The following is an 11,712-nucleotide window of genomic DNA, read 5'->3' on the forward strand; positions in this document are numbered from 1 at the left end:
TAAACCCCCCGCCACTCGGTTAAGACCCACCGCTGCCCCCACACCACCACCCCCGACGACAAGAACAACAACACCCCCCCCCCCCCCCCCCCCGGGGGGGGGCCCCCCCCCGGGGGGGCGCCCCCCCCCGACGGGGATTGGCTTTGACCGATGAGCAGCGTCAGTGTTGTGATCCCCTGCTACAAGTACGGCCACTTCCTCGCCGACTGCGTGAGCAGCGTCCTGGACGAGCAGGACGGCGTTGACGTCCGCGTACTCATCATCGACGACGCCTCGCCCGACGACTCGGCGGAGGCCGCGCAGAAGCTGGCCGCCTCCGACCCGCGCATCGAGGTCCTCGTCCACGAGACCAACAAGGGCCATATCGCCACCTACAACGAAGGCCTGCTGGACTGGGCCGACGGCGACTACGTGGCCCTGCTGTCCGCCGACGACCGGCTGGTCCCGGGCGCACTGGTCCGCGCCGCCCGCCTGCTGGACGCCCACCCCGAGGCGGGCTTCGCCTACGGCCGCCCCCTGCGCTTCCAGCACGGCGGGCCGCTGCCCAAGGCCCGTACACGGAGCACCGGTTCGGTCGTCTACCCCGGCAAGTGGTGGCTGGAGCGCCGCTTCGGCGAGGGCACCGGCTGCATCACCTCGCCGGAGGTCGTCGTCCGCACCGGCCTGCAGAGGAAGGTCGGCGGCTACGACCCGGCCCTGCCGCACGCCGGCGACATCGAGATGTGGATGCGGCTTGCCGCGCACGCCGACGTCGGATACGTCCGCGGCGCCGACCAGGCCTTCTACCGCGTCCACGGCAAGAACATGTCCACCGTCGACTTCGGCGGCCAGCTCGACGACCTGCGCCAGCGCCTGGTCGCCTTCGACTCGGTGCTCACCAAGTGCGCGGACCGGCTGCCGAACGCCGACCACCTGGCCGAGCAGGTCCACACCCGCCTCGCCCGCTTCGCCCTGCGCCGCGCCTACCGCGCCTACGACCGGGGCCGTACCGGCGTCGTACCGGTCGAGGAATGCGTGGCCTTCGCCGAACAGTGCCTGCCCGGATACCGGGCGCTGCCCGAATACCGCGCCCTGCGGCTGCGCAGACGGATCGGACCGAAGGCGATGCCCTATCTGCAGCCGCTCGTGTGGTCGGCCGTGGCCGAGCGCGGGCGGGAGTGGCTGTGGTGGGAGTCCTGGAAGCGCCGCGGCATCTGATGAGCGAACAGTTCAGCCCGGTGGGCCGCTCAGTTGGCCACCGGAAGAGGACCGGAGCTACGCCGGCGGCCCTGCGGGGCCGCCCGGCGGCTCGTCGCGTACCGGTCCAGCCACAGCGCGCCGATCACCCCGGCCGCCAGCCCCAGCAGCGCCGTACCCGCGAGCCCGCGGCTCTTGGTGCCCTGCACCTCGGCGGCGCTCGGCGAGGTCAGCACGGAGGGCGTGATCCACGCCTCGGCCGGCACCTGCTGGGCGCTCTGCAGCTGCTTGACGTGCGCCGTGTACACATCGACGATGCGCCGCACCGACGTCACCGCGGCGTCCGCGCTGGACGCCTGGGACTGCACCTGCAGGGACGGGATCAGATACTGGGGCGTCGCGCTCGTGCCGCTGTTGCGGGGGATGAGGTGGTAGCTCCCCGTGACGCCCGCCGCGCGCAACTCCTTCGTCCCGGCGGGGGACTGGAGCTGCTGGACGACGCCGTAGGAGACCACGGCGAGCGGCGGCTGCAGATTGGTGTACTGGTTGGGCTGGCTGCGCGTCACCGGCGGCTTGAGGACGACCACCGCCGAGCCGATGTACTGCGGCGTGGGCCGGACCACGAAGTACGCCCCGGCCATCGTCAGCAGCAGTGCGGCCAGCACGACGTACCAGCGGCGCAGCAGTGCGTCGGCGACGTTCCCAGGCGACATACGAGTTCCTTCCGTCACTCCCGATACTGGCAGGGCACGCGGTGGGATGCCACCGAATGGAGGGACGCATCGTGAGTCTTGGTGAGATATGGGCAATTCTGCGCCGACGTTGGTACTTCATGGTGCCCTTCACCATCCTCAGCCTGATCGGCGGCGGATATCTCTGGGTGACCGTCCCGGTCTCCTACGAGTCCCACAGCTCGGTCGCGCTGCTGGACTCCTCCGCCGTCGCCCGGCTGGCCCCCACCTTCGGCAACCCCATCTCGAACGCCGGCGGTTCGCTCATCGTCACCGCCGACGTGCTGATCAGGACGCTCGAATCGGCCGACGCCGCCAAGGAGTTGCGCAGCCGCGGAGTCACGGACGTCTACACGGCCGGCTTCGCGCCGGCCAGCGACAGCCCGCTCCTCGTGCTCAGCGTCACCGGCACCGACCAGGACAAGGTGCTCAAGGAGACCAACACCCTGACCGCCTTCGCCGGCGAGCAGCTCGACGCGCTCCAGGAAGCCGCCAAGGTCCCGCCCGCGTACGCCGTACAGACCGCGCCCGTCGTGCTGCCGCAGACCCCGGTGGCCAAGTCCAAGAGCCGCTACCAGGGCGTCGCGGCCGTCCTCATCCTGGGCGTGGTCAGCGCGTTCCTGCTGTCCATCCTGATGGAAGGCATCTCGGTGGTCCGCCGCCGCTACCGGGAGGCGCCGCGACCGAAAAAGGCCCGCACCCCCAAACGGGTCCGCGTTCCGGAGCGGACCCGCGCGGGCATGTTCAGCCGCCGGGTCGACGCCACCGCGGTCCTCACCGTCTACCTGGTGCTGGCCTTCTTCATCCCTTCCAACCTCGCCCTGCCCGCGCTCGGCGGCGTGGGCACCCCCGCCAACGTCTTCGCCCTGCTCGGCCTGATGTGGTACCTGGCGACCTGGCTCGGCGGCCGCATCCTGCCCGCACCGGGCACCCGGCTCGTCCGGGTCTCGCTGTGCGTGCTCGGGCTGGCCGTCCTGGCGGCGTACATCTCCGACTCGATGCGCGAAAGCTCCCACCAGGAGGTCCTCGGAGCCGACCGCGGACTCATCGGCTACCTGGTGTGGGTGTCCCTGGTCGTCCTGGCGTCGGCGGCCATGCAGGAGCGCAGCCGCCTGGACGTGCTGATGCGCCGCGTGGTCATCATGGCGTCCGTCGTCGCCGCCATCGGCTTCTACGACTTCTTCGCGGCCACCAACATCGCCGACTCCATCCACATCCCCGGCCTGCAGACCAGCGTGGCCCAGGTCAGCGTCATGGACCGCGGCGCCTTCACCCGGCCACGCGCCACCACGGCCCAACCCCTCGAATTCGCGGGCATGCTGGCGATCCTGCTGCCCTTCGCCGTCCAGCAGGCCTTCGATCCGGTCCGCCGCCATCTGCACGTGCTGCGCCGCTGGGGCCCGGTGATCCTCATGGCCGGGGCGCTGCCCCTGTCGGTGTCACGGACCTCGATCATCGGCCTGCTGCTGGTGGCCGTGGTGATGGTGCCGCGCTGGAAGCCGGCCCGGCGCTGGGCCGCGATCGGCGTACTGACGGCCTCCGTCGCCGTGTTCAAGGTCCTCGTCCCCGGACTGATCGGCACGATCACCGGCCTGTTCGCGTCGTTCCTGTCCAACTCCGACAGCAGCACCCAGGCCCGTACCGTCAAGTACAGCGCGATCGTGCCCTACTTGAAGGAACACCCGCTGTTCGGACGGGGCTTCGGCACCTTCACCCCGGACCTGTACTTCTTCACCGACAACCAGTACATGCTCGGGCTCGCCGAGATGGGCCTGCTCGGACTCGTCGCCCTGTTCGTCCTCTTCATCACCGGCATCCACCAGGGCGGCTCGATCCGCCGGCTGGCCCGCACCGACGCAGACCGCGAACTGGGCCAGGCGTTCTTCGCCTCCGCCCTGGTCGCCATGGTCAGCAGCGCCACCTTCGACTCCCTCAGCTTCCCCATGTTCGCCGGCATGTTCTTCCTGATGCTCGGAGCGGGGGCCAGCTACCTCGGTTTCATCAGGCGCGAGGCGGCCGCCGCCGGCGTTCCCGGCCCCCGCACCAGCCCGGAAGCCGAGCTTCCCCAACTAGTGGAGTCCCGATGAGCAGTGGCGTTCCGACGGGTCGCGGAGTTCCGACGGGCGATGGCGTTCCGACGGGTGATGGCGTTCCGACGGGTGATGGCGTTTCGACGAGCACGACCGTCGCCGTCATCGTCGTCACCTGGAACAGCGCCAAGGTGCTCCCCGGCTTCCTCGCCGCCCTCCCCGACGGCATGACCGGCCTCGACTGGCACCTCGTCGTCGCCGACAACGACTCCGCCGACGACACCGTCGACGTCCTCAAGACCCTGGCCCCCGACGCCACCATCGTCCAGACCGGCCGCAACGCCGGCTACGCGGCCGGGGTCAACGCGGCGCTGGACGCGGCCGGTGACATGGGGGTCGCCCTCATCTGCAACCCCGACATCCGCATGCGCCAGGGGTGCGCGAAGCGCCTGGTCGAAAGCCTCGGCCCGGAGGTCGGCATCGCCGTGCCCCTGCTCTACGAGGAGGGGAAGGGCACCCCCCACTACTCACTTCGCCGGGAGTCGACCGTGCTGCGGGCGCTCGGCGAGGCGGTGATCGGCAACCGCCGGGCCGGTCGCTTCCCGGCCCTGAGCGAACTGGTCACCGACCGCGCCGCGTACCAACGGCCCACCCGAGCGGACTGGGCGACCGGCGCGCTGATGGCCATCTCAGCCAATTGCCGTGCGGCGTGCGGCCGTTGGGACGAGTCGTTCTTCCTCTACTCGGAGGAGACGGAGTACTGCCTGCGCGCGCGGGACGCGGGCTACGCCACCCAGTTGGAACCGAGCGCCGAAGCCGTACACCTGGGAGGCGACTCCCAGGTGTCACCGCGGCTTTGGACGCTGCTGACGCTCAACCGGGTGCGGTTGTACGGGCATCGCCACGGCGCCGTCGCGACTCTTTGTTTCCGCGGCGCGGTGCTGCTGCGCGAGGCGGCCCGAGCGGCACTCGGCAGGAAGGCGAGCCGGGCGGCGGTGGGCGCGCTGCTGAGACCGGGGGCGCTGCGGGTGAAGCCGGGACCGTAACCGAGTAATGCCGCAGCACGGTTCGGCCGCCGCCTCGCACCCGATCGTCGTGTCGCTGATTCCGTCGAACTTCGTTGCCCAGTCGATCCAGTTGGTGCTTGGACGTCGCCTTTCGGGCCAGGGGCGTGTCAGACCGTCTTGACCACGGTGCCGGCGCTCTCCAGTGCCGCCACCTCCTCGGCGGGTGCTGTCGCGTCGGTGACCAGGGTGTGCAGGAGCGAGGTCGGGCCGACGTAGGCGTAGGCGGTGTGGCCGAGTTTGCTGCCGTCCGTGGCGAGGATGACGCGGCGCGAGGAGGTGATGCTCGCCTTCTTCACCGCCGCGTCGTCGAGGTCGTAGGCGGTCAGGCCCTCGGCCGCGCTCAGGCCGCAGCAGCCGACGATGGCGGTGTCGAAGCGAAGTGCCGCCAGGGAGGCGAGTGTGAGGGGGCCGGCGAGGGCGCCCTCGGCGGCGCGCGGGCGTCCGCCTGGCACCATCAGGGTGGCGGGGCCCGGAGGTTCGCTGAGGATGTGAATGGCCTGGAGTGACAACGGCATGACGGTGACCGGGCGTTGACGCAGCAGGCGGGCGACCTCCAGGCAGGTGGTGCCGCTGTCGAGGAGAACGGTCTCGCCGTCGGCGACGAGTGAGGACACCTCGGCCGCGATCCGGCGCTTGGCCTCGACGGCCTCGTGGGCGCGCAGCGCGAAGGGCGGCTCCTCGCCCCTGAGGAGGAGGGTGCGGGCTCCGCCGCGGACGCGTTCGAGGACGCCTTGCGCGGCCAGCGTGTCGAGGTCGCGCCGGATGGTCATCTCCGAGGCGCCGGTCAGCTCGGCGAGCTCCGGGACCGTGACGGTGCCCGCCTCCCTGACCGCCTGCGCGATCAGCCTGTGCCGGTCTGCGTTGCTCATGTCGTGATTGAACACCACGATAGAACGAACAAGCAAACTGTTCACGAAGCGACTTTCCAAACAAGAATTATGTTCGTTATGGTTCCCGGCATGGAACGCACCCTTCGATCCGCCCGAGTGGCGACCTTCGTCTACTTCGTCCTCTGCGGCACCTTGATGGGCACCTGGGTGGTGCACATCCCCGCCATCGAGGAGCGCGTCGGCATCAGCCACGCGACGCTGGGCGGCCTCCTGGTGGTGCTCGGCTTCGGGGCATTCGCCGGGATGCAGGTGGCGGGCCGGCTGTCGGACCGCCTCGGAGCGCGCGTCGTACTGCCGGCCTCGGGAGTCCTGTGCAGCGCGGCCCTGGTGCTGCCCGGCCTGCCCCGCGATCCCTGGACGCTGGCCGGCGCCCTGTTCGTCTTCGGCTTCTTCAACGGCTTCCTCGACGTGAGCATGAACGCCCACGCCGTGCACGTGGAGAAGGCCTACGACCGGCCCGTCATGTCGGCCTTCCACGCCACGTTCTCCGTCGGCGGCGTCATCGCCGCGCTCGTGGCCGCGGGCGCCGCGAGCGCCGACCTGAGCCCGGCCGCCACGCTCGGCGCCTCGGGCGCCGTAGGCATCGTGATCGCGCTGGTGTCGGCCCGCAGCCTGCTGCGGTCGGCCCCCACGCCTGCGGCTGCCGCCGAGGGTGGAGAAGAGCCCGCCACCAAGCGGCACGGAGCACCCGGACGCATCTGGATCCTCGCGGTCCTGGCCGCGATGGTCATGCTGGCCGAGGGAGCCGCCAACGACTGGAGCGCCCTGCACCTGAAGAACATCCTCGGCGCCCCCGCGAGCACCGCCGCCTTCGGCTACGGCGCCTTCGCGGCGGCGATGACCGCCGGCCGGCTGCTCGCCGACCGCATCTCCGGCCGTTTCGGGCCCCTCGCCGTCCTGCGCTACGGCGCGGTCATGGCCACCGTAGGGATCACGATCGCCGCCCTCTCGCCGTGGATCTGGGCCGCGTTCGTGGGCTGGGCGCTGTTCGGCCTGGGCCTGTCCGGCTGTGTGCCCCAGCTGTTCAGCGCCGCCGGGCGTGCCGACGCCGCGACGGCCGGCGCCAACGTCTCGCGCGTCGCCGGCATCGGCTACCTGGGTATGCTCTCCGGCCCCGCCGTCATCGGCTGGCTGACCCACCTCGTAGCCCTGAACCACGCCTTCCTGCTGCTGACGGCCCTGTGCGTGATCACGGCCGCGGCCGCCGGAGTCCTGCGCGATGTCTCCGACGGCACGCGGGAGGTGGCGCGGAGCGGACGCCGGTCGACGGTGCGGGACGGGTCCTGACGGCGAGCTGCTCACCTGCTTGTTGTCGCCATGTCGCCGGGGGAGGATGTACCCGCGGTCAGGCAGCGGCCGTGCCGGTCCGGTGCGTCCGGAACCGGTGCTCCCGCGCGACGGGTGTGCGTGGGACCGGATCGCAGAGCGAGGCATGATGACGACGCGTTCTCCGCAATCGGTGCTGTCGACCATCGGCCAGGCGACGGTGGTGTGCCTGGTGGGTGAGCTGGATGGCGAGATCTGCACCCAGCTCGGGCAGGAACTGAAGCAGCACTTGGAGCAGGCCGCGGGACGCGGGCAGCGGCTGGTCCTCGACATGGCCGGCGTTCGGTCGGTCAGTGCCGCAGCCTGCCGGACCCTCCAGCTGACGACCGGGCACCTCGCCCACGAGCCGGTACTGGTGGTCGCGGCACCGCCCGTGGTGCACGGCGTGCTGGAGGCCGCACACCTCACTGGTATCCGCCTCTACGAGACGCTCGCCGAGGCGCTGACCTTTCTGCCTCGGCCACCCGCACCGCAGAGTTCGCTGGGGGCGTGGCAGCTCGGGGACCCGTCCGTCGAGGGCGAGGGCCTTCGGGAGGAGGTGTTCGGTCTGCGGGCCAAGGCTCGCACCAGCGGCTTGATCGGCATCGCCCAGGGCATGCTGGTGGAACGCTATGACCTGACCGGACCGACTACCGCCTTCGACCTGCTCCGAAGAGCCTCCCAGCAGTTCAACGTGCCGCTGCGCGTCGTCGCCTCCGCCGTCGTCACAGCTCCGCCACCCACGAGCGAGAGCCAGTGGTTCCCCGGACGCGCCACCCACGCCCCGCGGCCCGACGTCGCGATCCTGCACGGGGACAGCGGTGATGCCGCCGACCGAGGACATGTCCTGTCCGCCGCCCTGCACAGGGCACTCGCCCTCTCCGACGCGAACGCAGCCGAAGTGCACCTCACCGACCCGGCGCAGGACGACGCCCTCTTCCTCGAACAGCACTGCGGACTGGGCGGCGCCTACTGGGACGCCCTGGTCACCGATCCGCCCGTCGCGTGCGTACGGGCGCAGCGGCAGTGCGAGGCGGTCACCGTGCCCGACATCGCCGCGGACCCTGACCTGGCGGCCCATCCGGCAGGTCGCGCCCTCCTGGCGCTGGGCAGCCACGCCGTCCACAGCATGCCGATGATCACGACGGGCGGATACTGCACCGGCACCGTGACCCTGCACCGGGTCGAGCCCGGATTCTGGCTGACGAGCCGACAGCAGCAGGAACTTGGCGCACTCACGGCCGACATCGCGGCCTGGCGCTCCTGGTACCGGCGCACCGTTGTCCTCGACGCACTCGAATACCTGCATCAACACCGGCAGCCGGAGCCCCGACGCGGCGATCAGGCCTGAAGCCCGCCTCGCATCGTTTCCGGTGCCTTCCGCATCTGCCGCCATGCGTCCGTCCCCGGGCGGACCGTCCTCAGCCGGCCGCTGTCGTGGTTCCCCGCACGACGAGATGCGGTGCGACGACGTCTTCCCCGGTCGGAGTACCGCTGTTTTCCAGGCGGTTGGTGATGTGCGCGACGGCCAGTTCGGCCAGGCGGGGGATGCCCTGGGCGACGGTGGTGAGGTCGACGTGGGGCAGAGGGGCCAGACGGCTGTCGTCGAAGCCGACGACGGAAATGTCGTGCGGGACCGAAAGGCCGCTGCGGAAAAGGGTGTTGAGCGCGCCGGTGGCACAGGCGTCGTTGAAGGCGAGGGCAGGGCCGGGGCGGGCGGCGGAGGTCAGCAGGGTGTTCGCGGCGGTGGAGCCGGGCTGTGCGGTGAGTCCTCCGGGCAGGATGCGGATGTGGTCGGCCAGGCCGTGGCGGTTCATGGGGGTGCGGTAGCCGCGGCGGCGTTCGGCGGTGCCCGGCGCCCGGCCGCCGTCGATGTGGGCGATGTCGCGGTGGCCGAGCGACACCAGGTGGTCGACGGCCTGGCGGGCGCCTTCGCCGTCGGCCGTGCGGATGACCTGGATGCCGGGGGATCGCCGGTCGCAGTGCCCGCCTGCTGCGCAGCAACCGCACCCACCTGATCGGCGTGCAGTTCGAGATCCAGGAGCCGTTCCACACCGACCTGCTGGAGCAGCTCTACGCCGCCGCCGAATCCGTCGGCTACCAACTCGCCCTGAGCGCCGTCGCGTCCGGCCGCCCTGAGCGCCAAGCCGTCGAATCACCTCAACCCCGGGCCGAACCCGTCGAGGTCTTCGCCATGGCCGACGCCCTGGTCCGCCCCGGCTTCAAGGGCCAGGGATTGCCCGACACCTCGGTGGTCACCGTCCGCTTCGACAACGGCACCCTGGCCACCGCGGGGGTTGCCGTCTCTCGCCTCAACGGCTCCGGTGCCCAGCAGTTACACATACCGGGCGCCACCGGCGTCATTGGCTGGAGACGGCAGGCCCACCCGTGTGCTGGGCCTCCTCCGTCGCGGCCCAGGCGGCGAGCAGCTGCAAGGCGTCGTGGTCGGGGGTGCCGGGGGCGGCGCTGTACGCGGTGAGGGTCAGGCCGGGCTGGGCGGGCAGTTCCATGGCGTCGTAGTCGAGGGTGAGGATGCCCACCGCGGGGTGGCGGAAGGACTTGCGGCCGGTGTGGTGCAACCGCACGTTGTGCTTGGCCCAGGCGGTGCGGAACTCCTCGCTGTGGGTGACGAGTTCACCGATGAGGCCGGTCAGCTCACTGTCGTGCGGGGCCCGTCCGGCCTCGGTGCGCAGGAGGGAGACGGTGGTGTTCACGGACTCCTGCCACTCGGGGAAGAAGTCGCGGCCGTGCGGGGTGAGGAACTTGAAGCGCGCGATGTTGACCGTCTCGGTGCTCCGGTCGGTGCTCCGGTCCGTGTACAGCGGGGCGTAGAGCGCGCGGCCGAGGCGGTTGGTGGCGAGGATGTCCAGGCGGCCGTTGCGGATGAACGCGGGAGAGTCGCTCATGGAGGCGAGCACGCGCAGGACGCTGTCCGGCAGCGGTCCGCGGGCGCGCCTGCCGCTGCGGCGGGCGGGGCGTTTGGCGGCGGCGCGGGCCAGGTCGAAGAGATGGGCGCGTTCGGCGTCGTCGAGCTGGAGGGCGTTGGCCACGGCGTCCAGCACCTCCTCCGAGGCGCCGGCGAGGTTGCCGCGTTCGAGGCGGACGTAGTAGTCGATGCTGACACCTGCGAGCAGAGCGACTTCTTCACGGCGCAGGCCGGGCACCCGCCGGTTGCCGCCGTAGGCGGGCAGCCCCGCCTGCTGCGGGGTGATCTTGGCGCGGCGGGAGGCCAGGAACTCGCGGATGTCACTCTCGGTACTCACGCATTCCAGGCTAAGCCGGGCGGCGCATGTGTGGGGGGTCCTGTCGGTACCTGTAACGGCAGACCCTTCTCCACCGCTTTGAGCTGCGGTTTCCTCGGTGTCAGCACCTGCCGGAGCACCAAGGAGCATCCCCATGGAACTGCTGAAGAAGCAGCCGACGATGAAACTGCCCTCCGATTGTTTCACCGGCGACGCCTGGGCCGACGTCATCCACCGCGGCGAGGAACCCTCCCGCTCCCGCGCGAACGCGGTCCGCTTCGCCCCCGGAGCCCGCACCGCCTGGCACTCCCACGGTCTCGGCCAGACCCTCTACGTCGTCGAGGGCATCGCCCTGATCCAGGCACGCGAAGGCGAGATCCTCGAAGCCCACCCCGGTGACGTGATCTGGACCCCGCCGGGCGAGGAGCACTGGCACGGCGCCGCCCCGGACCACTTCATGACCCACCTCGCCCTGTGGGAGACCGACGACGTCGCCTGGCTCGAACACGTCACCGACACCGAGTACGGCGCCCGCCGCCGCAGCACCCGTAGCGCCTGACCCCCGGTCCTCCTCACCAAGCCGCACACCGCCACGGCGGCACAGAACCCCGTTCGAAGGAAGTCACCACCATGCGCGGAGCAGTACTCCACGCCCCCGGGGACGTACGCGTCGAAGAGCGCGACGCCCCGACGATCGTCAAGCCGACCGACGCGGTCGTCCGCACCGTCGCCGCGTGTGTGTGCGGCTCCGACCTGTGGCCGTAGCGCGGCATCGAGCCCGTCACCGCTCTGGTCCCGATGGGACACGAGTACGTCGGTGTCGTCGAAGAGGTCGGCGGCGACGTCGAGTTGATCAAGCCGGGCCAGTTCGTGGTCGGATCGTTCTTCGCCTCGGACAACACCTGCGAGATCTGCCGGGCCGGCCACCAGAGCTCGTGCGTGCACCGCGAGTACGTGGGCGCCGGGGGCGCGCAGGCCGAGCTGCTGCGCGTACCGCTGGCCGACGGCACGCTGGTCGCCATGCCCGAACCGCCCTCCGACGACCTGATTCCCGGCCTGCTCGCCGCCTCCGACGTCCTCGGCACCGGCTGGTTCGGCGCGGTCGCCGCCCAGGCGGGGCCCGGCGAGACGGTCGCCGTCGTAGGCGACGGCGCCGTGGGCCTGCTCGCGGTGCCGGCCGCCAGGCAGCTCGGCGCCGAGCGGATCATCGCCATGAGCCGGCACGAGTCGGCACCGCCTCGATCGCCTGGGAACAGACCCAGACCGGCATG

General features: G+C 71.1%; 10 protein-coding genes and 1 pseudogene. 7 read left to right on the top strand and 4 right to left on the bottom strand.

What is annotated here, in order from left to right; all coding sequences use genetic code 11:
* Positions 1-150: 150 nt before the first annotated feature.
* A complete protein-coding gene (locus ACGFYN_RS36920) occupies positions 151-1,197 on the top strand; it encodes a glycosyltransferase family 2 protein (protein ID WP_393870335.1) in 1,047 nt (348 codons plus the stop codon).
* Between the two features lie 29 nt (positions 1,198-1,226).
* Here the strand turns inward: ACGFYN_RS36920 and ACGFYN_RS36925 are convergent, their stop codons facing one another.
* Complete coding sequence (locus ACGFYN_RS36925) at positions 1,227-1,889, bottom strand: hypothetical protein (protein ID WP_393870336.1); 663 nt, start codon at positions 1,887-1,889, stop codon at positions 1,227-1,229.
* A gap of 71 nt (positions 1,890-1,960) precedes the next feature.
* Here ACGFYN_RS36925 and ACGFYN_RS36930 point away from each other — a divergent pair, with 71 nt between their 5' ends.
* Both ACGFYN_RS36930 and ACGFYN_RS36935 read left to right on the top strand, forming a co-directional pair.
* Positions 1,961-3,994 carry an O-antigen ligase family protein gene (locus tag ACGFYN_RS36930; RefSeq protein ID WP_393870337.1) on the top strand — a complete coding sequence of 678 codons (2,034 nt, stop codon included), beginning with the start codon at positions 1,961-1,963 and terminating at the stop codon, positions 3,992-3,994.
* Positions 3,991-4,983 (top strand): glycosyltransferase family 2 protein, encoded by a 993-nt coding sequence (locus ACGFYN_RS36935; RefSeq protein WP_393870338.1) that lies wholly within the window; start codon positions 3,991-3,993, stop codon positions 4,981-4,983. The genes ACGFYN_RS36930 and ACGFYN_RS36935 overlap by 4 nt, the downstream gene beginning before the upstream one ends.
* A 128-nt stretch (positions 4,984-5,111) precedes the next feature.
* On the opposite strand, the gene ACGFYN_RS36940 is transcribed toward ACGFYN_RS36935, so the two are convergent.
* Entirely contained in the window at positions 5,112-5,873 is a 762-nt protein-coding gene (locus ACGFYN_RS36940) for a DeoR/GlpR family DNA-binding transcription regulator (RefSeq protein ID WP_393870339.1), read from the bottom strand.
* A 90-nt stretch (positions 5,874-5,963) separates the two neighbouring features.
* Here ACGFYN_RS36940 and ACGFYN_RS36945 point away from each other — a divergent pair, with 90 nt between their 5' ends.
* A complete protein-coding gene (locus tag ACGFYN_RS36945) occupies positions 5,964-7,181 on the top strand; it encodes an MFS transporter (RefSeq protein ID WP_393870340.1) in 1,218 nt (405 codons plus the stop codon).
* A gap of 148 nt (positions 7,182-7,329) precedes the next feature.
* Positions 7,330-8,550 carry an ANTAR domain-containing protein gene (locus ACGFYN_RS36950; protein WP_393870341.1) on the top strand — a complete coding sequence of 407 codons (1,221 nt, stop codon included), beginning with the start codon at positions 7,330-7,332 and terminating at the stop codon, positions 8,548-8,550.
* Between the two features lie 70 nt (positions 8,551-8,620).
* Here ACGFYN_RS36950 and ACGFYN_RS36955 read toward each other — a convergent pair whose 3' ends face one another.
* Both ACGFYN_RS36955 and ACGFYN_RS36960 read right to left on the bottom strand, forming a co-directional pair.
* On the bottom strand, positions 8,621-9,103 hold the full coding sequence (locus tag ACGFYN_RS36955) for a substrate-binding domain-containing protein (protein ID WP_393870342.1): 483 nt from the start codon (positions 9,101-9,103) through the stop codon (positions 8,621-8,623).
* A gap of 456 nt (positions 9,104-9,559) precedes the next feature.
* A complete protein-coding gene (locus ACGFYN_RS36960; protein ID WP_393870343.1) occupies positions 9,560-10,462 on the bottom strand; it encodes a helix-turn-helix transcriptional regulator in 903 nt (300 codons plus the stop codon).
* 133 nt (positions 10,463-10,595) lie between these two features.
* Here ACGFYN_RS36960 and ACGFYN_RS36965 point away from each other — a divergent pair, with 133 nt between their 5' ends.
* A complete protein-coding gene (locus tag ACGFYN_RS36965; RefSeq protein WP_393870344.1) occupies positions 10,596-11,000 on the top strand; it encodes a cupin domain-containing protein in 405 nt (134 codons plus the stop codon).
* Positions 11,001-11,071: 71 nt separating this feature from the next.
* Positions 11,072-11,671 (top strand): annotated as a pseudogene (locus tag ACGFYN_RS36970) (alcohol dehydrogenase catalytic domain-containing protein); the annotation flags it as partial.
* Positions 11,672-11,712: the final 41 nt, after the last annotated feature.

Origin of the sequence: Streptomyces sp. NPDC048419, assembly GCF_043200415.1 — a bacterium.
Classification (GTDB): Bacteria; Actinomycetota; Actinomycetes; order Streptomycetales; family Streptomycetaceae; genus Streptomyces.